This is a genomic window from Achromobacter sp. JCM 18799, from assembly GCF_055395645.1.
In genome coordinates, this window is the sequence record NZ_AP043866.1 from 827,982 (window position 1) to 850,426 (window position 22,445).

Annotated in this window: 16 protein-coding genes; 10 read left to right on the forward strand and 6 right to left on the reverse strand. The window is 66.1% G+C overall.

All coding sequences use genetic code 11. The features are described 5' to 3' along the window. Positions 1-143: 143 nt before the first annotated feature. Positions 144-3,527, forward strand: a complete 3,384-nt coding sequence (locus ACZ5YA_RS04105) for an autotransporter family protein (protein ID WP_464092059.1) — start codon at positions 144-146, stop codon at positions 3,525-3,527. A 78-nt stretch (positions 3,528-3,605) separates the two neighbouring features. Here the strand turns inward: ACZ5YA_RS04105 and ACZ5YA_RS04110 are convergent, their stop codons facing one another. The 4 genes from ACZ5YA_RS04110 to ACZ5YA_RS04125 form a co-directional block, all read right to left on the reverse strand. Next, positions 3,606-4,274: a response regulator gene (locus ACZ5YA_RS04110; RefSeq protein ID WP_059379794.1), complete on the reverse strand. Its 669-nt coding sequence runs from the start codon at positions 4,272-4,274 to the stop codon at positions 3,606-3,608. A gap of 97 nt (positions 4,275-4,371) precedes the next feature. Further along, entirely contained in the window at positions 4,372-7,644 is a 3,273-nt protein-coding gene (locus tag ACZ5YA_RS04115; protein WP_464092060.1) for a hybrid sensor histidine kinase/response regulator, read from the reverse strand. A gap of 17 nt (positions 7,645-7,661) precedes the next feature. Next, the gene (locus ACZ5YA_RS04120) at positions 7,662-8,876 is read right to left on the reverse strand and encodes an EAL domain-containing response regulator (protein ID WP_464092825.1); all 1,215 of its coding nucleotides are present in this window, start codon (positions 8,874-8,876) and stop codon (positions 7,662-7,664) included. Beyond that, positions 8,876-11,701, reverse strand: a complete 2,826-nt coding sequence (locus ACZ5YA_RS04125) for an ATP-binding protein (RefSeq protein WP_464092061.1) — start codon at positions 11,699-11,701, stop codon at positions 8,876-8,878. The genes ACZ5YA_RS04120 and ACZ5YA_RS04125 overlap by 1 nt, the downstream gene beginning before the upstream one ends. A gap of 217 nt (positions 11,702-11,918) precedes the next feature. Here ACZ5YA_RS04125 and ACZ5YA_RS04130 point away from each other — a divergent pair, with 217 nt between their 5' ends. Beyond that, on the forward strand, positions 11,919-12,746 hold the full coding sequence (locus ACZ5YA_RS04130) for a hypothetical protein (protein WP_118931935.1): 828 nt from the start codon (positions 11,919-11,921) through the stop codon (positions 12,744-12,746). 19 nt (positions 12,747-12,765) lie between these two features. On the opposite strand, the gene ACZ5YA_RS04135 is transcribed toward ACZ5YA_RS04130, so the two are convergent. After that, positions 12,766-13,695 carry a LysR family transcriptional regulator gene (locus ACZ5YA_RS04135; protein WP_118931936.1) on the reverse strand — a complete coding sequence of 310 codons (930 nt, stop codon included), beginning with the start codon at positions 13,693-13,695 and terminating at the stop codon, positions 12,766-12,768. Positions 13,696-13,833: 138 nt separating this feature from the next. Between ACZ5YA_RS04135 and ACZ5YA_RS04140 the strand changes: the two genes are divergently transcribed. The 6 genes from ACZ5YA_RS04140 (at position 13,834) to ACZ5YA_RS04165 (ending at position 18,218) form a co-directional block, all read left to right on the forward strand. Then, positions 13,834-15,057, forward strand: coding sequence for an FAD-dependent monooxygenase (locus ACZ5YA_RS04140; RefSeq protein WP_464092062.1), 1,224 nt, complete (start codon positions 13,834-13,836; stop codon positions 15,055-15,057). A gap of 245 nt (positions 15,058-15,302) precedes the next feature. Beyond that, on the forward strand, positions 15,303-15,644 hold the full coding sequence (locus ACZ5YA_RS04145; protein ID WP_373428966.1) for a low affinity iron permease family protein: 342 nt from the start codon (positions 15,303-15,305) through the stop codon (positions 15,642-15,644). Beyond that, positions 15,641-16,723: a flavodoxin family protein gene (locus ACZ5YA_RS04150; protein ID WP_419343271.1), complete on the forward strand. Its 1,083-nt coding sequence runs from the start codon at positions 15,641-15,643 to the stop codon at positions 16,721-16,723. The genes ACZ5YA_RS04145 and ACZ5YA_RS04150 overlap by 4 nt, the downstream gene beginning before the upstream one ends. Positions 16,724-16,762: 39 nt before the next feature. Continuing rightward, on the forward strand, positions 16,763-17,029 hold the full coding sequence (locus ACZ5YA_RS04155) for a hypothetical protein (RefSeq protein WP_464092063.1): 267 nt from the start codon (positions 16,763-16,765) through the stop codon (positions 17,027-17,029). 84 nt (positions 17,030-17,113) lie between these two features. After that, positions 17,114-17,320, forward strand: coding sequence for a hypothetical protein (locus tag ACZ5YA_RS04160; protein ID WP_251880335.1), 207 nt, complete (start codon positions 17,114-17,116; stop codon positions 17,318-17,320). A gap of 61 nt (positions 17,321-17,381) precedes the next feature. Then, positions 17,382-18,218, forward strand: coding sequence for a hypothetical protein (locus ACZ5YA_RS04165; RefSeq protein WP_280016028.1), 837 nt, complete (start codon positions 17,382-17,384; stop codon positions 18,216-18,218). Between the two features lie 3 nt (positions 18,219-18,221). Here the strand turns inward: ACZ5YA_RS04165 and ACZ5YA_RS04170 are convergent, their stop codons facing one another. After that, positions 18,222-19,472 (reverse strand): NnrS family protein, encoded by a 1,251-nt coding sequence (locus ACZ5YA_RS04170; protein ID WP_464092064.1) that lies wholly within the window; start codon positions 19,470-19,472, stop codon positions 18,222-18,224. Between the two features lie 234 nt (positions 19,473-19,706). Here ACZ5YA_RS04170 and ACZ5YA_RS04175 point away from each other — a divergent pair, with 234 nt between their 5' ends. Both ACZ5YA_RS04175 and ACZ5YA_RS04180 read left to right on the forward strand, forming a co-directional pair. Beyond that, positions 19,707-20,984 (forward strand): MFS transporter, encoded by a 1,278-nt coding sequence (locus ACZ5YA_RS04175; RefSeq protein ID WP_059379680.1) that lies wholly within the window; start codon positions 19,707-19,709, stop codon positions 20,982-20,984. A gap of 10 nt (positions 20,985-20,994) precedes the next feature. Then, on the forward strand, positions 20,995-22,383 hold the full coding sequence (locus tag ACZ5YA_RS04180; protein ID WP_306632746.1) for a NarK family nitrate/nitrite MFS transporter: 1,389 nt from the start codon (positions 20,995-20,997) through the stop codon (positions 22,381-22,383). Positions 22,384-22,445: the final 62 nt, after the last annotated feature.

Consider the following 22,445-nt stretch of genomic DNA (forward strand, 5'->3'; position numbering starts at 1 on the left):
GGAGCCTTGACTCTAGAGAATGAGGCCTCTTCTTCATTCTCTCCTTGTCCAGGTCGCAGGCTTATTGATCGATAGGCAATGCACTATCGCGGGTGATTTGCGATGTTCGTCAGCGGACCTTGGCAGGGACCAAGGAATCCACCATGAACCAGCATCTCACCCCCATCATGATCGGCATACTGGCCGCCACGCTTCCCGCCTACCCGGTCGTCGGCGTTGCGGCGGAACTCGGCCAGGTGGATGTATCGGATCCAACGGGCGGCACGCAGATGACGTTGGAGTCCGGGGCTACGGTCACCCATGCTGGCGCCGGAGCGGCCATCACTGTCTCTATCGCGGGCAACAAGGTGATCGGGGACGGCATCCGTATCAGCGCGGGCGGAGCAGGCGGCCAGAACACCCCGGGCGTCAAGGCCAGCCAGGGCGGGGCGGCGGAACTGTCCAACGGCAGCGTGCAGACCGTGGGCACCGGGTATTACGCATACGGCCTGCATGCGACGGGCGCGGGCAGTTCGATATCGGCCGTCAATACCGAAATCAGCACCGCGGGCTTGTATTCCCATGGGGCTTACGCGCAGTCGGGCGGAAAAGTCACCCTGAAAGGCGGCAGCGTCTCCCTGGCAAACAACGGCAGCACCGGATTGCGCGCGGAAGGCGCAAACTCCCTCATCACGGCGGAGTCCCTCGATATCACCACGGCCGCCAATAACAGCGCCGCCGTTTATGTCGATAACGGCGGTCGGGTCGAACTGACAGGCGTCAATGCCAGCGTTCGTGGCAATACGATCGCCGCGATGGCCGCGAGAGGCGCCACGTCGACGCTATCGCTCAAGGACACGCACCTCACGGCTGTCTCCGGCAGGGGCATCGACGCGGAAAGCGGGAGGCTAGTGATGGCGGGCGGCTCGGTGACCGCCTATGGCGACGCGATCATGGCGAACAGCGTTTACGGCGTCCCGGGCGGCGCCGTGGAAGTCAGCGATGCGACGCTGTCGAGTTCCAACGGGTACGGCATCAATCTCAACGCGGACGGCGCTTCGGCCAAGCTGCGCGACGTCTCAATCTCGGCCACGCGTTCGTGGGGAGCGGGGATCTGGCTCATCGGCGTCGATAGCGAACTCGACGCCGTCGGCTTGCATATCGACTCCCAGTCGCTCGGTATCGACAACCGGCGGGGCCGCGCGATCCTGCGCGGGGGTTCCATCATCACGCGTGGCAACAATGCGCATGGGCTATATGCGTCGCGCGAAGGGGGAACCCAGGCCACCATAGAAACCTACGGCACGCGGATCCAGACCAGCGGCGCGGGTTCGGTTGGCGCGCTGGCGCGGGTATCCGGCGCCAGCATTTCGTTGACGGACTCCACCATCGAAACCGAAGGCGTCGTGGCGCACGGACTGTTTTCCAGCGGAACCAACTCGAAGGTCAGCGCGACAGGAACCGTCGTGCGCACTAGCGGCGTCGACGCCACGGGCCTCGCCATGAGCAACCGGACCATCGTGATGCTGGACAGCACGCAGCTGAGTACCCAAGGCGTCGACGCATTCGGGATCTGGAGCTACGTGACGGGCGATGACATCACCAATACGCTATTCCTCACGAACGGCAGCCGCGTCGACACGCAGGACGCCACGGCGTTGCTGGTCACTGGCGGCAACCATGATTTCACGCTGCGCGACGCGCAAGTCACGGCGCGCCGTGGCGGTGTCGAGGACGGCGGCTTGCTTCTGCACGCGCGGGCGATCGATGTCACCAGCGGCGGCAATACCACGACCATCGAAGCGGGGCAGGTCAACCTGGACGCCGCTGGCTCCACCCTGGTCGGTGACATCCTGGCCGACAGCGGCGTAGTGGACGTTGCGCTCAAGAACTCCAGCGTGTTGACCGGCGCGCTCATCTCCCGCGGGGGCCGAATCAATAGTCTGGGCGTGGACGCCACCAGCACCTGGAACGTTCGGGGCGATTCTTCCTTCGGCGTCCTGAACAACGCGGGCACGGTGAGTTTCGTCGCACCCGACGCGCACGCGGGCTTCAAGACGGTGACCGTCAACGACTACGCCGGCGGCGGCACGCTGGTCATGAACACTCGGCTGGGCGATGATAGTTCCCTGACCGACAAGCTGGTGATCGACGGCGGTTCCACCTCCGGCACCACGGCCATGCGTATTGTCAACGCGGGCGGCGCGGGCGGGCAGACCACGCAAGGCATCCGGCTGGTGGAAACGATCAACGGAGGCACCACCACGGCGGAAGCGTTTCGCCTGGACGCCGGGTCGACGGGCTACCGCGCTAGCGCGGGAACCATCGCGATCAATGGCTATGACTACAGCCTGGTGCGCGGCGGCGCCAATGGCGTGGCGTCAGACTGGTACCTGACTTCCGTCTATACGCCGGGCGGCGAGGTCGACCCGGAAACGCCGGAGCCGCCGATCACGGATCCAGGCGGCGAGGTCGACCCGGAAAAGCCGGAACCGCCGGTCACGGAGCCCGGCGGGCCGGTGGCGCCGCCCGAGATCACCCCGCCCGGCGGCGAGGGCTACGTCAACGTCTCGCCGGAAAGCGGTGCGTACCTGGGCAACCAGTTGGCGGCGACGCGGATGTTCATGCACAGCCTGCATGACCGCGCGGTGGCTCGGATCCCGTCGGCTAATGATGCGACGGATAAAGCCGGCAATACGCTCTGGGCGCGCGTGAAAGGTAGCCACGACAGCGGGCTGCGCATGACACAGGGCAAGGTCGACGTCGACACGGACAGCTACGTCATGCAGTTGGGCGGCGATGTGCTGCACGCCCGCGCGGGTCAGGACGGCGTCATGTTTGCCGGCGTGATGGCGGGTTACGGCGATGCGCGGGCGAACTCCACGTCGCGGCTCATGCTGCCTGGCTCGAACTCGTCCGTGAACGCGCGAGCGCGGGGCAAGGTTACGGGCTACTCCGTCGGCGTGTATGCCACGGCCTACGCCAATGATGTCACCCGCCTGGGCGCCTATGCGGACTCCACGCTGCAGTACGCCCGCTACTCGAACCAGATCAGCAGCGAACTGGGATCGGCGCGCTATCACGCCCATGCCTGGATGGCTTCGGTCGAAGCAGGCTATGCGGTGCGGCCGTTCGCGCCCGGTTCGGCCCTGGCCGCCGTGGTGGTCGAGCCTCAGGTTCAAGTCGCCTACACCCGGTACGACGCCGAAGACGCCAGGCTGCCGGGCATGAAGCTGGAGAGCGGCAGCGCGAATTCAGTGACCACGCGGGTCGGCGCGCGCGTTTATCCTCTGGGCAAGTCCGAGGCTGGGGCGACGATGCGTCCGTTCCTGGAGGCCAATTGGCTGCACAATACAGGCACCCCGCAGGTCGCGATCGGTGACGGGCGCTTCAGCGTCAAGCCGTTGCGCGACGCGGCTGAGTTGAAGATGGGAGCCGAGGGCAGGATAGGCAAGTCCCTTTATCTGGCGGGCCAGGTGTCTGGCCTGGCCGGCAGCGGCGACCAGCGCGGGATAGGCGGGATGTTGAACGTGACCTATCGCTGGTAAGGGCCGGTCAGCGTCAAGCAACGCCCGGTTGCGCGGTGAGCGCAGCCGGGCGTTACGCGTGGACGGGCGGGACAGCGCTCAGGCGAATCCTTGTTCGTCGGCGTAGCGCAGCAGTTCGGCGTTGCTGTCGATGTTGAGCTTGCGCATGGCCGACTGCTTTTGCGTGCCGATGGTTGCGACGGACCGGTTCAGCCGGCGCGCGATCTCCGTCACCGACAGCCCCAGCGCGAACAGGCGCACCACTTCGAGTTCCTTGGGCGACAGGCTCTTGGTGCGGCCAGCGCCTCCCATCGTCACATCATTCTGGCTGAGCCGCTTGTCGACGCCGGCCGACAGGATCGTCTCTGCTCCGGTCATGGCGCGTACGCATACCGCCACCAGCTTGTCGATGGGTTCGTCTTTGCCGACGATGCCCGCCACGCCCAGTTGCCGCAATTGGCTGAGAATGCCGCTATTGGTCAGCATCGTGAAGACCACGATCGGGATCTGCGGAAATTGGCGCTGCAGGCGCTCGATGAGGCGCAGGCCGTCCTCGTCCGCTGCGTCGGACTGCATCGTGAAGTCGGTCACGATCAAGTTGCAGGGGTGGTTTTGGGCCGCCGCAAGGAGTTCCAGTCCGGAGCGGGCAGTCGCCACGACGCTGAAGCCCGGAACCCCGTTGAGAGATTCGGCCACGGCAAGCGAGATGATCGGATGATCATCGGCGACGATGATACGTACATCCTGTGCAGATAAAGGCTTGCTCATGAATGGGCTATCGAATGGCGCGGCTTCCGAAGCCATCCAGGCTTCCGAGTGTGTTCATTTTAATCCAAGTTCCTGCCGGGACACGGCGAAAACGGGTTTAGATTTCCGCCAGCATGCGTCGCAGCGCGCCGGCCAGGGCTTGGGCTTCGCTGAACGTCACCGCGTTCAGTCCTTCGTTGTGCAGCGCCGCTTCCAGCGCCTCCAGCCTGCGGGTCAGCGCTGTCATGTGCACGACGCCGACCGCGCCCCGGATGCGGTGCAGCGTCTTTTGCAGCAGGTGCAGGTCGCCGGCCGCCAGTGTCTGCTCCAGCTGCTCCAGATCGTCCTGCATCGTAGTGATGAAAAGCGCGCGGAACTTGATGGACGCCGGGGGCGGCGTGCTGGCTGCCGCGGGAAGCAAGCGGGTCATGGCCGTCGCGATGCCCGAAGCGCCGGCGTTGCGGTGCTGCAGATGGCGGCGCAGCGTGCGCAACTCGATAGGCTTGACGAGCCATGACGTCATGCCTGCATCCAGGCAGCGCTCTTCCTCTTCGCGCATCGCGTTTGCCGTGACGCCGATGATAGGGACCTTGACGCCTTGGGCGCGCAGTTCGCGAGCCAGGTCGTAGCCGTTCATGCGGGGCATGTTGACGTCGGTCAGCAGCACGTCGTAGGTTCCCAGTCCCCAAAGCGTCAACGCCTCGGCGCCATTCGGGGCCACTGTCGCGGTACAGCCCAGCTGTTGCAGTTGATTCTGCAACGTCGCCTGATTGATCGGGTTGTCTTCGGCGACCAGGACCCGCAGCCCCAAAGGCGCGAATATGATCGCTTCCGCAGCGCCAGGCGGCGGTGTCAGCTGGCCCCGCAAGGCGCCCAGGATGCCGGCGGCGATCTGATCCACGCCGGGTATGACCCGGATGGTGCGGGCGGAGGGCGCCTTGACGCCAGCGGCCGCCAGCACGTGGTGGCCGGCCCAGTCCAGGGCATCCAGGTCGGGTCCGCTGAACAGCACGTCCAGCAGCACCTCGTCGGGCGCGCCCAAGGGCAGGGGGGCCGGAGCGGGGGCGGCCTGCGCGCCCCAGAGATTCAGCCACAGGCAAACGTTGTCGGTCAGCTCGCGATTGGGGCTGCGCACCAGGACGCGAGCGCCGCGCAGATCGGGCGTATCGAGCGGCCGGCCGGGTACGGTCCGCAGCGGCAACTCCAGCGAAAAGCTGCTGCCCAGCCCCAGTTCGCTGGTCACCCGTATCTCGCTGCCCATCAGCTTGGCCAGGCGCGCGCAGATGGGCAGGCCGATCCCCGTGCCTCGCACCGTATGCGATGCGCCATCGATCTGGTAGAAGGGCACGAAGAGTTGGGTCTGTTCGTCCTTGCCGATGCCGATGCCCGTGTCGACGACCTGGAGCGTGAGGGTCGTTTGGTCGGCCGCGGCGCCTGCAACCTTCAGGCGTGCGATCACATGCCCCGATTCGCTGAATTTGATGGCGTTGCTCAGCAGGTTGCCCAGTATCTGCCGGATTCGGGCGGCGTCGCCCGTCACCCAGGGCGGCACGTCGATGTCCACGCAACAGAACAGCAGCAGGCCCTTTTGCTCGGCCATCGCCGCATAGGAGCTGGTGCAGCTCTGCACCAGTTCACGAGGGTTGAACTCCGTGGACTCCAGCACAAGCTGGCCGGCTTCGATCTTGGTGATGTCCAGGATGTCGCTGATGAGCTGGAGCAGGATCGCCGACGAGCTTTGCATGCGCTCCAGATGCTGGCGTTGTTCGCGGTCCAGCTGCGTCAACCCCATCAGTTCCAATGTCCCCAGCACGCCATAGAGCGGCGTGCGGATTTCGTGGCTCATGGTCGCCAGGAACGTGGACTTGGCTTCGCTGGCCTTATCCGCTTCCCGCTTGGCCTGTGCCAGCGCGCGTTCTATCGATGCCCGGGCGCTGATGTCGGAAAAGGCGCACAGCACGACATCCCGGTTGTTGTAGCGCGTCGGTGCATAGGCGACATACAGCGGGCGGCCGTCGGCGGCATGGAAATTGGCGATGGTTCCCGGCGCGGTCGCCGCCAGCACCTGGCGCAGCAGCAGATTGGCCTCCGGCGTGTTTTCCAGCGGCTGGCCGGCTTCGACGCCCAGCCATTGCAGCGCCAGGCCGTTGCCGAACACGATGTCGCCCGTGGGACGCGCCAGCAGGCAGAGCGCAACGGGCGCGGTCTCGATCAGCGTGCGACTGAATTCTTCTCGTTCGACGATTTTGTGCTGGGCATTCTGCGCAGGCGCGATCACGCTGCGGTTGAACCAGCGCACGAAGGCAAAGCCGCCGCCCAGGCTCAAGAGCAGGAGCAAGGCGGCGGTGATCGGCAGCCAGAGATTGTCCTGGAAGAAAACGGGATAGTCGACCCGATACACGCCGGTCCAGACGCCGGTCGAGTCGGTGGTGCGCAGCACCAGCCCGTCGGCCGTATAGTGCAGCCCGTTCTCGCTCACCCTTGGACGGTCGCCGTCGCCCAGCAGTATGCCGGCTTCGCGGTGCGACAGCCAGAATCCGCCGTACAGGGGCCGGCTCATCGCTTTTTCAAAGATGCTGATGCGGTGGTGGCTGAGCAGCGTGGCGGCATAGATCGCGGGCGTTGTCCCCGGTCTGCCGCTCCATGCCGATGGCGGGACGTTGGCGTAGATCATTCCCAACATGCTGCCCGGCAGCTCTGCCGTACGGAACCAATGAATGCGGCCCGCGCTGGCCGGCCCCGGCAAGCCGGGCAGATCCTGATCGATCAGGCGTTGCTGGACCGCATCCAGTTGGCGTAGTTCCGCGCGTATGGCGTCCGTGGCCGCCAGGAAGTGGCGCGGGGTCAGCATCTCGTAGCCGGACGGCGCGTCGACCGCCGGGACGCTGAGACTGATGCTGTCGTTCTGGTTGACCAGGAAACTGGTGGACGCGGGGAAATAGGACGACGCCCAGTAGGTGGAGTAGAAATTCGCCAGATAGCCGCCCAGGCCCGCCAGCCGCCGGCCGGCCGTGGGACAGTCGGACGGGTCCCCGCATGCCAGGGAGAACGCCATTTCGGCGCTGCTGTGCTGCCCATCGAGGAGCTGCATGCCGAAGCGTTCGCGGACGCTCGTTGCATGCAGGGAAATCGTGGTGGAAGTGTTTTCGGCAGGCAGCGATGGGCTATGCGAGCGCAGCTTGTTCAGGAACTGTTCCTGGGCATGGACATAGCCGATGAGTATGGTGAAATCCAGGTTCAGGCGTTCGCGCTCTTGTTCGATGATGCGCTGCAGGCCCCAGAAAAGCGCGCTGCCCAGCACCAGCACCAGGGGCAATATGCCGAACAAGGCCAGGTTCAACCAGCGCGAGGTGCGCGTAATCCTGCCGAATGGCGTGTCCTGCAAGGGCATGAACGGCTTCCTCAACGTTAGGATGGGTTCATCGCCTGGCGCTCCAGGGCCAGCAGATTACTGAAGGCATCGGCGTCGACCGCGGCGGAAATCAGAAAGCCCTGTGCGCAGTCGCAGCCGATGCGCCGGAGAAACTCAAGGTCCTTGCCGGTTTCAACGCCCTCGGCCGTGATCTGGAGCCCCAGCTGCCGTCCCAACTGAACCGAAGACACGAGCGCGGCGGCGCGGCCTTCGTCGCCGGCGGCGCCGCTGACAAAGGCCCGGTCGATCTTCAGCTCGGTGAACGGAGTGCAAATCAAGCTGTACATGGAGCTATATCCTATGCCGAAATCGTCTTGTGCCAAGCCGAATCCTTTCAGCCGCAATCTGCTTGCGCCCATATAGTATTGGCCTTGGACCGTGGTTGTCTCGTCTTCCAGCAATTCAAAAGAGATTTCCTGCGGCGCCACGTCCGCGGCCAGCACGATGCGCTCGAGTTCGTCGGGCAGGTCCGGGTCGTCCAGCAGCTGGGTCGGCAGGTTCACGGATACGGGCATCCGGTATCCCTCCCGCCGCCAACGCGTGTAGGCTTCCAAGGCGTCTCCCAGCATCCGCAGGAGCAGCGCGCGGTCCAGCGAGTGGCGCCTCACCGCGGACAGGAACGATCCTGGCAGCATGAATCCGAATTCGGGGTGCTGCCACCGGACCAGCGCTTCGGCACTGACGATGCGGCCGCTGGCCAGCGCTTTCTTGGGCTGGAACCAGGCCCGCAGCTGCCCCTGCCGCAAGGCGTGTTCGAGGGTTCCGCGGTCGAACAAGACATCGGTATTGGCCAGCGAGGCCGGAGCGCGCGGTTCGGTTCGACTTTGCCGCAGTTGGCTGGTCAACTGCCGGGCGTGATCCGCCGTCAGCGGTTTCGCAAACGTGCCCAGCACCGCCAGGCCTTTTTCCTTTGCCATCAACGCCACGCTGTTCATGATGCGGCGCGGACACGCAGACACGATGGCCAGCATGGGATTGTGGTGCAGCGTGGCGAGCCGGTCGATGAACTGAACGCCATCCATGCCCGGCATGTTCAGGTCGATCAGCACGAGGTGATAGGGCGCTACGCCGATCATCTCCAGCGCGGTTTCGGCGGATGCAGCGACGTCCGCGGGGGCGAATCCGGCGGCTTCCAGCAGCGTCGTCATGTGGACGCATTGGAGGGGGTGGTCTTCCACGACCAGAATCCTGTAGTCGGCGAGCTGCTTCATCATGAGACTTCCTTAAGGGCAACGAGGGTTTGGCGCAATGCGTCTATGGGCAAGGGCTTGAGCAGGACCTTGGTCATGCCGACGGCGGCGCTGCGCCGCAGGTCTTCGGTGAATGCGTTGGCCGTGATACCGACGACGGGGCGGGTATAGCCCTGGCTTCGGAGGGCCAGAGTCAGTTCATGACCGTCCATCTGGGGCATCTGGAGATCGGTCAGGATGGCGTCAAAAGCGGTCACGTCCGGACGGGCCAAGGCTTCGCGGCCGTTGGCGGCCAGAACCACGGTGCAGCCCAGATGTTCCAGCTGCTCCCGCAAGATATGCTGGCTGACCAGGTTGTCCTCGACTACCAGCAGGCGCATGTCCAGAACCTCGCGCACGGCCTTGGTTTCGAGGGATTCCTTGGCCGCCGCGCCATCCTGCGCCTGGCGCACCGCGGCGGCGATATCGGCCAGGCTGTAGGCGTTGGCCATCCAGCTGCTGCGCGCCTGGTCCTGGCGGGGTAGCGTGCCGGGAGGGCATGCAATTACCCGGGCGCCTGACCAGTGCGACGGGTTCGGGACCCGCGGCCAGGCATCCACCAACACGCCGGCTTCCGCCTGGTTGTGGTCTTCGGCTTGGTAAGGCAGGGCCAGGGCGCCCCAATGGCGCAGCCAGTGGCACAGGTTGTTGACGACTTCGTTCACGGCGCCGCGCACGAAGACCGGCGTGGCGTCCAGGCGGACCCTCGTGTCATCGCGGACGCCGCCGGCCAATGGCAGCGTCAGGTCCAGCGATATGCTGGTGCCGAGGCCGGGCTCGCTGACAGCTTGGAGCGATCCGCCCATCATCTCCGACAGGCGCGCGCAGATCGCCAGTCCCAGTCCGGTGCCGGGGACAGCGCCGGACTGGCCCGATTCGGCGCGATAGTAGGGTTCGAACAACTGGGTGTGGTGTTCCGGTGGAATCCCGACACCCGTGTCCGCCACCTGGAACCTCAGCGTCGCGGTCTCCGTGCCGCTGCGCAAGACCCGCAGGCGCAACACGATTTGGCCCGAATCCGTGAATTTGATGGCGTTACTGACCAGGTTGTTGAGTATCTGCCGCGTGCGGGTAAGATCGCCCAGCACCGACGCAGGCGCTTGCACGTCGGCCACCGCATAGAGGTGCAACCCCTTGCTTTCGGCGCGCGCGGCATAGCCGCTGACCACGGCGTCCAGCAGCTCCGCCGGAGAGTAAGCCTCTGACTCCAGCTCCAGGTAGCCGGCTTCGATGCGGGACAGGTCCAGCGTGTCATTGATGGTGCGCAGCAGCGTCGATGAGGACTGCTGCATGGTTTCCAGGTATTGGCGCTGTTGGTTGTCGACCGCCGTCAGGCCGAGCATTTCCAGCGTGCCCAGGATGCCGAACAAGGGCGTCCGGATTTCGTGGCTCATGGTCGTCAGGAACACGGTCTTGGCGTGGTTCGCGGCGTCGGCATCGAGCTTGGCCCGCATGATCGAGCGCTCTACCTGCTTGAAGGGTGTGATGTCGTTGATGCCGCACAACACCACCTCCTGGCCGCGATAGGTGATGCCGGCAAACGTGATGTGGACGTTGCGGCCGTCCTGCAAGGCGTACTCGCGCGTCGAATTGAGGCCGGCGGAGGTGGCCGCGCTGCACAGCAGGCCGGCATCGCTGAGCAGCCATTGGCGGGCCAGTTCATTGGACAGGATGAGCTTGTGGTCGGCGCGCCGCAGCAGGCACAGGCCCACTGGCGCCACCTCGACGAGCTTGCGGGTGAGCGACACGCTGTCGGCCAAGGCTTCGTATTGCTGGATGGCCGGCGCGATCAGTGTTTTCTTGATATGCCTCGCGCCAAGGACCACTGCCGCTAGCAGTAGGACCGCGGCGGCCAGTGTCGCCTGGACCGCAACAGCCGTGTTGCCGAGAATGCGGCTGATTGGCGTGTGGTAGACCAGCCGCCAGCCTGCCGCGCCGACGGATTTGTTCAGCACCACATACTCGGGCAGCAGCCCGGGTCCCCACCAGCCGAAGGAGTCCGCTTGCGCGTCGCGCGGGCTGGACATGGCCAGGAACGAGGCGGCCGGACTGTGCAGCACGGGTGCGCCGTCCTGGTCGTACAAGGCGTAGCTGCCGCCGATCAGGGGCGACAGATCGATGGCGGCATCGATATCCACCACTTCCAGGCCGATCCACCCCGAGTCCGGTGCGGTGGAATCCATGGGCGTGTACAGGTACAACCGGTTTGTCTGATCCATCGGCGGCCTGAGCCAGACGATCGGATGGCGGCCGGCGGGGTCCAGGCTGGGATCGGCTGCCGCCAGCGCGCGCGCAATCCAGCGCTGCTTGGCCGGGTCCATCTCGTTCTGTTCATGTCCAGGCAGCGGCACCAGCAGGGAGGTCTGGCCCGTGCGCACCGAGCTGTACAGCAACTGGGTATGGACAAGACCTACGTCGTTCAGGTCGCGGGGAGTGAGGATCAGGGCCCAGTCGTAGGCGTCCTGCTCTTCCTGCAGCGGAAACACCTCGATCTGCCGCGTATTGCCAAAGAAGCGCGGTGTCTGGGAGACCGGCGCGCGGTCCGAGTTGCGCACCGCGGAAGAGGACAGGGAGCGCAGCAGGATCTCCCGTTGGTCGAAAAAGAGCTGCGCGGTGTAGGCCGCGGCATTCATCTGGCGGCGATAGGCCGAAACGGTGTCGCTGAAGGCCCAATAGAGGGAGAGGGCCGCCGCGGCCCCAATGCACGCCAAGAGCGCGAGGGCGAACAGATGCAGCAATAGTGTCGGCCCTCTGAGGGGGACCTCGACATTGTCATGCGAGAGGGGTTGGGATTCCTGGACGGGCATGAGCCCATCGTAGAAACGGGGGGCGGCACGGAACATCAAAAGATTTTGAAAATGCTGGCCGCCGTCCTTCAGACTCGCTCTGGCGCATCCGAACGGGGGGCGCTTCCAGGACCTGGAGAATCAGAATCTTATGATGGGAGCGCCTTGCGGCGGTCCGTACTCTGGCGCCAGCAGGCTGAGCGCCGTTCCCGCGCCGGCGGAATCACAGAAAACACGCATGAACGTCAACGATAGGACCGAAGCCACGCCATGCCCGGGCAGTTCGCTGAAGATTCAGCCCATTCTGGACGCAAGCGGCGCCGTCTGCGAAATGGCGCTGGCGGGGGATTGGATGAGCCGCCAGCCCACGGGCGCATCGCACGCAGCCGCGGCATCCGCGTTGCGGGCCGCGTGCCGCATTCTCCAGGAGAGCGGCAGCCTGGCGCCGTTGACCATGGACCATCCGCTCAACGTGCACGCGGGGAGAGGCCTGGCCGAACAGCTTTGCCTCGATCTGCGCATAGCGGAGGTGGGTAGCAACTTGCTGCCGGATGGGCCCCTGCTCCGGGAAAGGCCGCAGCCGATTTACCCGAGCGTGCGCGTTGTGTTCAATATCCCGTTGAGCAGTCGCGTCGCCGAAGGCGCCGAGTTCTTCCGGCGCTACGGTGATTTCAAGGCCACGCTGCGCGTCCGCCTTCTTCCCTGTAGCCGGGCCGGCGCGCCCACGCCATTCGGCGTCCTGCGCGCGGTGGGCCTGCGCGTGGATATTCCCGCGGGCATCAGCCAGGTCGATGCGTTGCAGGAGCAGTTCTTCAGCTTGCTCGGGCACGCGTCCAGAAAGGGCGTCAAAGTGCTGGCAAGCAGGATCCGGACCATCGAGGACTTCAATTGGCTGCGGTTGCAGCCTGATCTGCGATTTCAGGGCGACGTGCTGTCCACCGCCTTGAGCCTGTGCTACGTACGGCATTGGCTGTCAGGCGCCGGCGCCGACTGGCGCGCATTCCGGATGGGAGAAAAGGTCGATCCGGCCCGCTCGGCGCCCGACCTGGCGCCTAGCGACGGCTAGCGCGCGTGGCGCGGCATCGTCAGGATTCCGCGGTTGCCGGTCGTCCCGCGTTGCCCAACCGCAGCTGCATCAACTCCAGCAGCGCCCGCACCCGCGCAGTCACCGAATGGCGATGGCTGTATGCCCCCAGCAGTTGCAGCGGCGCCGGCCGCAAATCCAGCGGCACCTCCACCAGGCGGCCCGCGGCAAGGTCTTCCTGGCAGCCAAAGGCCGTCAGTATCGCGAAGCCTATGCCTTGGCGCGCGCCCGCGCCCGCCAGTTCGCCACTGTTGACGCGGTAGCGGCTGCGGACCGGCACCTTGACGATTTCGCCGGCGGCGTCGACGAATTGCCAGGGCTGGCCTTTCAGCGCGCTCAGGGTGGTGATGCAGGGCAGGGACTTGAGTTCCCGCACGTGGCGAGGCGTTCCGGTCTGCGCAAGCAGGCTGGGCGCCGCGACCACGATGCTGGGCAGGGTGGCCAGTTCACGCGTGATGAAGGCGCTGTCGTCCTGCCGGCCGCGATGGAAGACGATGGCCAGGTCCACGTCTTCGTCCCGCAGTGACTCCAGCCCGCTCATGCGCGTATCGCATTCGAGTTCCACGCCGGGGTGCAGGCTGCAGAACTCGGCAAGGATGGGGGCCAACAATCTGGGCGCTTCGCCCGGCATGCACATTTTCAGGGACCCGCGCAGCTCGCGTTGCACCGCGCCCAGCTCTTCTTCGGTGGCGAGCAAGGCGTCGAGCAAGGGCTTGGCGCGTTCGTATAACAGCCTGCCGGCTTCCGTCATGCGCAGATGGCGGGTGCTGCGCTCCAGCAGGCGCACGCCCAGCCGGCGTTCCAGCGACGCGACGTGACGGCTGACATTGGATGACGGCAGCGCCAGCAGGCGGGCCGCGCCGGCGAAGCTCTGTTCGTCGACGACCGCCGCATAGACGCGGACGGTGTTCAGGTCGAGGGCGTCGCGCATGATTATCCCGGTTGAGGTAATGAATAGGCCCATTTTGGCATGCTAGTTATCGAAAGTGGCGGACTCTAAGATGCCCCCATCGCCCGATGTAGCGCCGCCAGCGGCGCGTCGAGGCGGGCATTGAAGGAGAGCAAAAGCGTGGAAATCGGAATACTGGGCGGCGGCATTGCGGGCTTGAGCGTGGCGTTGGCGTTGCGCCAGCAGGGGCACAGGCCGCGCGTGTACGAACGCAGGTCGCATCCCGCGACCATGGGGGCTGGCGTGACGTTGTGGCCCAATGCGGGCTTTGTGCTCAAGGAGTTGGGGCTGTTGCAGGACATCGCGGCAGTAAGCGGCCGGCCGGCCGCGATGCGCCGGCTGGACGCGGCAGGCAATCCGCTGGGAGGCCTGGATATCGCGCTGCTGGACCGTTTGATGGGACACCCGACCCATACGGTATTGCGCAGGGATCTGCAGACGGTGCTGCTGGACGCTGCCGCGGCGGCCGGCATCCCTGTGGCGTACGGGCATCGGGCGGTGACGATCGAGCCGGACGGAGACGGCCGGGCGGTGGCGCGGTTCGAAAACGGGCTGAGCATCCGCCCGGACCTGCTCATCGGCGCCGACGGTCGCATGGATTCGGTGGCGCGCCGCTATGTCGCGGGCGATAACGCGCCGGTCTACCAGGGCTTCGTGAACTGGATAGGCGTGGCGCAGGCGGATGACGCGCTGGTCGATGAAATCGCCATCCGGGACTATTGGGGCGCGGGCGAGCGCTTTGGCGCCGTGGCGGTGCGGCCCGGGCTGGTCTATTGGGCGGGGGCGCAGGCGCGGCCCTTGCGCGCGACGGCGCCTGCCACGGACCCGCGCCAGGAGGTAGAGACCTTGTTCGGCGGGTGGCCTGAGCCTGTCGCCCGCATCATCCGCGCAACGCCGGCGCATGCGGTCCATCTGATCTCCGTGCATGATCATGAACCCCAGAAAATCTGGAGCCGGGACAACGTGCTGCTGGTGGGCGATGCCGCGCACGCGCCCTTGCCTACCTCGGGGCAGGGCGCGTGCCAGGCCCTGGAGGACGCCTGGCACCTGGCCCGATGCCTGGACGGCGGACACGATGCGCTGGAGGCGGCCTTGCTGCGCTTTGCGCAGCTACGCGCTCCCAAGACCGCGCAGCTGATCGAGCAGGCCAGGGTACACGCGCGCGGCCTGTTCGCCGCCGATCCCGAAACCTGCCGCATGCGCGATGAACGCGCCAAGGCCTCCGACCCCGTACGCGACGCGCAGGCCTTGGCGGCAGGGTGGGCACAGGGCTTGCCGATGACGGGCGGCGCACCGGACGCCTTGGGGCGCGATGCGGGCTTCGGCAGCCGGTATCGGGACTGAACCAGCCCCGGGCACGCGGCTTGCTGAGCGGACTGTCCGCTAGGACTGGACGCAACACCATGCCGAGCACCAGCATTCCCCGACGTCAGCAAGCCCGGGAGGGCGCGCGCCTGAGCCGGCCACTCCTTAGCCGGCCGCACCGCGCGGCACGCACCGGCCGAGCCTCAGGCGGTGGCGCCTCAGCCGGCCGCGCCAACCCCATCTCCCGGTTCTTCGACCATTTCGCCGCGCACGTGACCAGATGGGTGGGTTCGCCAATCGCCTTCGGGCTGGCGCTGATCGCCGTGATCATCTGGGCCGCGACCGGCCCGGCCTTCAGGTATTCCGAAATCTGGCAGTTGGTGATCAATACCGGGACGACCATCGTGACGTTCCTGATGGTGTTCCTGATCCAGCAGAGCCAGAACAAGGACAGCGAGGCGCTGCACCTGAAACTGGACGAATTGCTGATCGCGCTCAAGGGCGCGGACGAAGGGCTGGTCGACGCCGAGCGCCTGGACGAAGACAAGTTGCTGGCGCTGGCCGCGGCCTGTACCGCGCGCGCCCGGCAAGAGCGGCGCCGCAAACGCGCCAGGAGAGAACCATGACCGAAATCGGACCGTCGGTGCGCAAGGGACAGTATGGCGGCCCCCTTGCGCGGGAAGAATTCCGCCTGCGCTTCATGCGGCGCTTCTACGATCCAGCCTTCCAGACCGAGCGCGCCGCCCTCGAGCGCCTGGAGGCGATCGCATGGGATGCCTACGAAAACGGCCGCAAGGCGCCCCTCACGGCCAAGGCCGGCCCGGATTACGCGGACCCTGATTACGACCTGTCCGTGGAGTGGCAGGAAACCCGCGACCGGCTGGCGCGCGCCGCAGCAGTGCAGCGCGATCCGGCCACGCCGTCTCGTGTCCTGGTGATCGTCGGGGCCGCGCGCAATGACGGCACCTGTCCGGGGGAGGCTTCCAAGAGCTGGCGGCTGGCGCGCATCGTCCTGGATGAACTGCAAACAGCGGGCCTGCAGACGGATCTGCTGGATCTCAGCCGCCTGGTTTCCGAGTACGAGTACCGCATCCATCCCTGCAAGGGCTGCGTGTCGACCGCGATGCCCTTGTGCCATTGGCCATGCAGCTGCTACCCGAACCACTCGCTGGGACAGTCCAATGACGCCATGGCCGGCATCTACGAGCAATGGGTCGCGGCTCATGGCGTGATCCTGCTGGCGCCCACGTATTGGTACCAATCGCCCAGCCCTTTGAAGCTGATGATAGACAGGCTGGTGTGCGCCGACGGCGGCAATCCCGATCCCACGCTGACACGCGGCAAGGATCCGCTCAAGGCCAAGCAGGTAGAGCTTGCCGGTTGGCCATACCCCAAGCATCTGGCCGGCCGCGCCTACGGCCTGGTGGTGCATGGAGACGTGGCCGGCATCGAGGCGCAGCGGCGCGGCCTCGCCGATTGGCTGGACTGGATGGGGCTGATGGATGCCGGCGCGGCCTCGCGGCTGGACCGCTACATCAGCTATTACCGCCCGTATGCCACCAGCCACGACGATCTCGACCGGGACCAGGCGGTGCAGCAGGAAGTGCGCAATGTGGCGCGCGCCATGGCCAATTTCCTGCCGCGCCTGCGGCGCGGCGAATTCGAGGGACTAGGCCAGGGCATCCGTGACCCTCGCCCCAAGTAAACCGCAGTAGCATGAAAGCAGGATTCGACAGGAGGCCCTATGGAACACGCCAGATGGGATTTCGAGCTCGAGCGTCCGGTTGAGCAACAGGGCAGCTGGAGCATTGCTTACGTACTGGTTCCGCCGGCGGCGGGCGCGCCGCAAGAGCGTATTGCCGTCGAAGAGCGCTTCGCGTCGGCCCAGGTTGCGATCGACGAAGCGACGCGGCTGGCCCAGATCCACCTCGCGGACCTGAACGGCGATACGGCGTCTTTCGAGAAACCGACGGACACGGAAGTGCCGTTCGGCAAGAATCCGCGCTTCTGATGCCTCTTGCGCTGGCTTGGTGGCATGGCGCTTGCTGATACAGGGCCGCGGCGGATTTCGCCGCATTTCCTGATAGGTGCCGCGATGCCCCAGATCCAATTCGAGTTGGCCTTGCATCCGATAACGATGGCGTCCGTGCCGCCGCCCGGGACTGCGGTCCACCGGCCGCCGCCGGTGAACCCGGACGACGCCAGTGACAGCGCTCAGGGCGACGAGGTGCCCGACGAGGACATCGAACCCGCCGACACGACGGCCAAGGACAACGCCGCCGAGGGTTCGGCCGACAGGTAACCTAAAATGGCGCTCCGATCATTTCAAGGCGCTCCAGGCGCCGCCTGCCCAGGTTCTCTCCATGCAAGAAAACACGTCCGCCGCGCTGCCGGCATCCGGAACGCCGCAGCGCCAGCGATTCGAGTCGCTCGCGCGCACGCTAGAAGAGCAGCGCGCCCGCCTACGGGGGTGGCAGGCCGTGCTGCCCGAATACCAGAAGAAATACGAGGACGTGCTGGCGCCGCTGGAGACGGTCGAGGTCGAACTGAAGGCCAAGCTGGTGGCCTGCTTCGACCACGCCTGCAAGCAGAAGGAACTGACCAAGGCGGAACGCGCCCTGGCATCCGAAATTGCCGCGCAGCTGGCGCAAGAGACGCTGGACGCCATCGTGCTGGACGGCACGCCGGCCGAGTGCGACACGGACAGGCTGAAGGCCTTGTATCTCAAGCATGCCGGCTCGGATTACGACGCCAGCGCGGAAGACGTACAGGACGAGGACGAGGTCGAAGTCGAAGCGCCGCCGGCCCAGGCGGCGGCCGGCCGGGCTGCGCCGGCGCCCGAGACGCTGGCGGAAATCGACGCCTTGGCCGCTGCCGGTCCGGATGGGCTGGCTGGCGTCGATGAGGAACGCTACGCGCAGTACAACCAGGCGCTGGACGCGCAGCTCGCCGTGTTGGCCGGCGACATCGCGGCCGCGGAAGACGGCTTCAAGGCCAAATACCATTTCGATCCCGCGCAGTCCATAGATCCTGCCGACCTGATGGAAGACCTGGACGCGGAGATCGCCGATGCCGAGGAATACATAGGCGAACTCGAGTTCGAGTTGTCGCAGTTCGTGGACATGCAGCAGGTCAAGGCCTGGCTCAAGGCCATGAAGCAGCAGCTGGCGGCCACGCGCCGGCGCGAAGGGCGCGGCTGAGGCTCAGGCGGCCGGACGCCGCCCGACCGCCACCACCTTCATCACCGGCGCTGCGGTCTTGCCCGCATCGGCCCGCGGCCGGATCATCATCGGGAAGAAGCGCCACAGGTACAGCGCGAAGGCTAGCGCCCAGGCGGTGGCCGAGGCGTGCAGGAAGCCGATGGCGGCGGCGGTCGGGAGCAGGGCGGCCAGGCGCAGCAGGGCTGCCAGAATCATCAGCGCATAGCTCAGCACCATGCTGCGGTCAGTCTGCAACGGCCGGCCCAGGTGGCCGAGCGCGGTGCGCGTGACCATGCCCAGGATCAGCACCGAGAATCCGGCCACGCCGATCACGTGGGCGGGCCAGGCGGGCCGCAGCACGTAGCCGGCCAGTTGCGCCGCGCCCACCAGAAGGCCGACGCCCAGGCCGCCGTACCCCGCGTACAGAATCCATAGCAGCGGCACCTTGCGTACCGCCCAGGGCTTCCACGATACCCATTGCGCCAGGGCGATCAGCCCGGTCGCGGCCAATGCCAGCGCGGCGGCCTGCGGCTGGCCGGCAAGCAGGCAGGCGATGGCGACGATGCCCGTGCCCAGCTGCCAGTGGCCGCTGCGGGTGTGCGGCGGGATGTCCAGCCCCGCAACGGCGCGTTTGGCGAAGAAGGGGATGACGCGGCGCGCGATCAGCAGCGTCAGCACCGCCATGCACAGCAGGCCGGCGTTGAAGTAGCGCATCAGTGCGAAGTAGTCGCCCTGGACCGAGGCCCAGAGGTAGAGCGCGTTGGTGGCGGCCAGGCCCAGCAGCAGGAAGGGAATGCCGTAATTGCGCTGATTGCGCGTGACGGCGACGGCTCGGCCCAGCGCGCCCGCGGCCCACAGGAAGAACAGCAGATCCGCCGACGCGGCCACCACGAAGGCCGGGCGTCCTGGCACGAGATAGCCCGCGCGCGCCACGATCCACACCGCGCACAGGACCGCCAGAGGCGTGCCGCGCAAGGGGTTCTTGCCGGTCCAGTTGGCGCCTGCCGTCAGCAGGAAGCCGACCGCGATGGTGGCGACGAAGCCCCACAGCATTTCGTGCGCATGCCAGAACATGCCGTTCAACACGCCCGTCAAGCGGGCAGGGGCATGCACCCACAGCAGCACGGACGCCAGCGCCCAGAAGCAGCCGGCCAGGTATAGCGGCCGGAAGCCCATTTCCGTGAAGGCGCTCCATTGGGGCTTTGCGCGGCGGGGGGCCGCCGCCGGCTCTTCGATGCTAAGCAGCGTGCTCATGTGGGTAGTCGCGGCGCCGTTTCGGCTTCGCTTTTAAAGGTGTATTTGAAATGCATATTAATGCGTCCGGCGCTTTGCCGCCAGCGCGGCCGCTTGATCCAGCGCAAGCCGGGCCGGCAAGAAAGGGGTGACTAGTCACATCGGCACGGGGCTTCTGGTCGGCTGGCGAATGGTCCGCAAGGCCCGCCATGCCTAGGCTAGCCACATGTCTTCGTGAGTAAAGCGAGAGTAACCATGGCAGCAAGTCAACCTTCCGCCGGCGCGCCGATGCGGGTCCTGATTTCAAGCACATTCGCCTTCACCATCTGTTTCGCGGTGTGGATGATCTTTGCGGTGCTGGGCATTCCCATCAAGCAGCAACTGGGCCTGTCTGAAACCGAGTTCGGCCTGCTGGCCGCCATGCCGGTGCTGACCGGTTCGCTGGTGCGGGTGCCGCTGGGCATCTGGACCGACCGCTACGGCGGGCGGCCGGTGTTCTTCATCCTGATGCTGCTGGCGGTGGTGCCGATCTGGCTGCTGTCCTACGCCACCGAATACTGGCAGTTCCTGGTGCTGGCGCTGTTTGTCGGCCTGACGGGCGGCTCGTTCTCGGTGGGTACGCCCTACGTGGCGCGCTGGTTCCCGCGCAACAAGCAGGGCCTGGCGATGGGCGTGTTCGGCGCCGGCAACTCGGGCTCGGCCATCACCAAGTTCGTGGCCCCCGCGCTGATCGCGGCGGCGGGCGGGGCCTGGGTCATCGTGCCCCAGGTCTATGCCGTGGCGTTGCTGGTCACCGCCATCCTGTTCTGGCTGTTCTCTTCTTCCGACCCCTCGCACCGCGTCAAGAGCGGCGCCAGCCTGTCGGCGCAGATGGCCATGCTGAAGGACCCGCGCGTCTGGCGCTATTGCCAGTACTACTCGGTGGTGTTCGGCGGCTACGTGGCGCTGGCGCTGTGGATGACCAAGTACTACATCGGCGAATACGGCTTCGACATGAAGCTGGCGGCGTTGCTGGCGGCCTGCTTCTCCCTGCCCGGCGGCGTGCTGCGCGCGGTGGGCGGCTGGATCTCCGATCGCTACGGCGCCTACAAGACCACCTGGTGGGTGATGTGGGTGTGCTGGGTCGCGTTCTTCCTGCTGAGCTATCCGCAAACGGAATTCACCATCGCAACGGCCAACGGCCCGCGCAGCTTCGGCATTGCGCTGGGACCGGTCACCTTCACCGTGCTGCTGTTCGTGGTCGGCATCGCGATGGCCATCGGCAAGGCCTCGGTCTTCAAGTTCATCTCGGACGAGTTCGGCGAAAACATCGGCGCCGTGTCCGGCATCGTCGGCCTGGCCGGCGGCCTGGGCGGCTTCGTGCTGCCGATCATGTTCGGGGTCCTGCTCGACCTGACGGGCGTCCGCTCCAGCGCCTTCATGCTGCTGTACGGCACCGTCTGCGTCTCCCTCATCTTCATGCATTTCAGTTTCCGGCCGGAAAGCGCGGCCATCGCCCGGCAACACGCCGTCTCTCCTTCCACCACCTCCTGAGAGTATCCCTATGTCTTCCACTCAAGTCCTTGCGCGCTGGGAGCCGGATAATCCCGGCTTCTGGAAGCAGACCGGCGCCCGCGTCGCCAACCGCAATCTCTGGATCTCCATTCCGGCGCTGATGCTGGCGTTCAGCATCTGGATGCTGTGGAGCGTGGTGGTGGTCAACCTGGACCGCGCCGGCTTCATGCTGTCCAAGAACCAGATGTTCTGGCTGACGGCGTTGCCCGCGCTGTCGGGCGCGACCCTGCGCATCTTCTATTCCTTTCTGGTGCCGGTGTTCGGCGGGCGCAAGTGGACGGCCATCTCCACGGCCTCGCTGCTGATCCCGGCGCTCGGCATGGGCTTCGCCCTGCGCGACCCGACCACCTCGTTCCCGACCCTGCTGATCCTGGCGCTGCTGTGCGGCCTGGGGGGCGGCAACTTCAGCTCCAGCATGGCCAACATCAGCTTCTTCTTCCCCAAGGAGAAGAAGGGCCTGGCCACCGGGCTGAATGCCGGCATCGGCAACCTGGGCGTTTCCCTGGTGCAGTTCGTGGTGCCGGTGGTGATTTCCATCGGCGTGTTCGGCGTGGCGGGCGGCGAGCCCCAGGTCATCAACGCCAATGGCGCGCAGCAGAATCTGTGGCTGCAGAACGCCGGCTTCATCTGGGTGATCCCGATTGCGCTGGCCTCGATCGCGGCGTGGTTCGGCATGAACGACATCGCCGACGCCCGCGCCTCGTTCGCGGACCAGGCCGTCATCTTCAAGCGCAAGCACAACTGGCTGATGTGCTGGCTGTACGTGGGCACCTTCGGCTCCTTCATCGGCTTCTCGGCGGGCTTCGCCATGCTGACCAAGACGCTGTTCCCGCAGGTCGACCCCATGGCCTATGCCTTCCTGGGCCCGCTGGTGGGATCGCTGACGCGGCCGTTTGGCGGCTGGGTGTCGGACAAGCTGGGCGGCGCGCGCGTCACGCTGTTCACCTTCGCGGCCATGATCGCGGCGGTGCTGGGCGTGGTGACGTTCCTGCCGGTCGCCGGGCAGCCCGGCAACTTCAACGGTTTCCTGGCCATGTTCATCGTGCTGTTCGCGCTGACCGGCGTGGGCAACGGCTCGACCTTCCGCATGATTCCCGTGATCTTCCTGCGCGAACGCACGCAGGCGGCCGAAGGCAAGGGTGCCGCCGCTCAGAAGCAGGCCCAGGCGGACGCCGCCAAGGAATCGGCCGCGGTGCTGGGCTTCTCGGGCGCGATCGGCGCATACGGCGGCTTCTTCATCCCGCGCAGCTTCGGCACCTCGCTCGAGATGACCGGCAGCGTGCAGGCCGCCCTGTATTGCTTCATCGGGTTCTACGCCACTTGCATGGTCATCACCTGGTGGTACTACGCCCGCCGCAATGCGCCGGTGCCTTGCTAGCGCGTAGCGGACGCGGCCGGAGTGACTAGTCATTCTGCCGCGCCCGGCCTGTGCCACCGGCG

What these genes read in the sequence shown, in the direction of transcription:
- ACZ5YA_RS04105 (WP_464092059.1), top strand. Translation starts at nt 144, where the DNA reads ATGAACCAGCATCTCACCCCCATCATGATCGGCATACTGGCCGCCACG.
- ACZ5YA_RS04110 (WP_059379794.1), bottom strand. Translation starts at nt 4,274, where the DNA reads ATGAGCAAGCCTTTATCTGCACAGGATGTACGTATCATCGTCGCCGAT.
- ACZ5YA_RS04115 (WP_464092060.1), bottom strand. Translation starts at nt 7,644, where the DNA reads ATGCCCTTGCAGGACACGCCATTCGGCAGGATTACGCGCACCTCGCGC.
- ACZ5YA_RS04120 (WP_464092825.1), bottom strand. Translation starts at nt 8,876, where the DNA reads ATGAAGCAGCTCGCCGACTACAGGATTCTGGTCGTGGAAGACCACCCC.
- ACZ5YA_RS04125 (WP_464092061.1), bottom strand. Translation starts at nt 11,701, where the DNA reads ATGCCCGTCCAGGAATCCCAACCCCTCTCGCATGACAATGTCGAGGTC.
- ACZ5YA_RS04130 (WP_118931935.1), top strand. Translation starts at nt 11,919, where the DNA reads ATGAACGTCAACGATAGGACCGAAGCCACGCCATGCCCGGGCAGTTCG.
- ACZ5YA_RS04135 (WP_118931936.1), bottom strand. Translation starts at nt 13,695, where the DNA reads ATGCGCGACGCCCTCGACCTGAACACCGTCCGCGTCTATGCGGCGGTC.
- ACZ5YA_RS04150 (WP_419343271.1), top strand. Translation starts at nt 15,641, where the DNA reads ATGACCGAAATCGGACCGTCGGTGCGCAAGGGACAGTATGGCGGCCCC.
- ACZ5YA_RS04155 (WP_464092063.1), top strand. Translation starts at nt 16,763, where the DNA reads ATGGAACACGCCAGATGGGATTTCGAGCTCGAGCGTCCGGTTGAGCAA.
- ACZ5YA_RS04160 (WP_251880335.1), top strand. Translation starts at nt 17,114, where the DNA reads ATGCCCCAGATCCAATTCGAGTTGGCCTTGCATCCGATAACGATGGCG.
- ACZ5YA_RS04165 (WP_280016028.1), top strand. Translation starts at nt 17,382, where the DNA reads ATGCAAGAAAACACGTCCGCCGCGCTGCCGGCATCCGGAACGCCGCAG.
- ACZ5YA_RS04170 (WP_464092064.1), bottom strand. Translation starts at nt 19,472, where the DNA reads ATGAGCACGCTGCTTAGCATCGAAGAGCCGGCGGCGGCCCCCCGCCGC.
- ACZ5YA_RS04175 (WP_059379680.1), top strand. Translation starts at nt 19,707, where the DNA reads ATGGCAGCAAGTCAACCTTCCGCCGGCGCGCCGATGCGGGTCCTGATT.
- ACZ5YA_RS04180 (WP_306632746.1), top strand. Translation starts at nt 20,995, where the DNA reads ATGTCTTCCACTCAAGTCCTTGCGCGCTGGGAGCCGGATAATCCCGGC.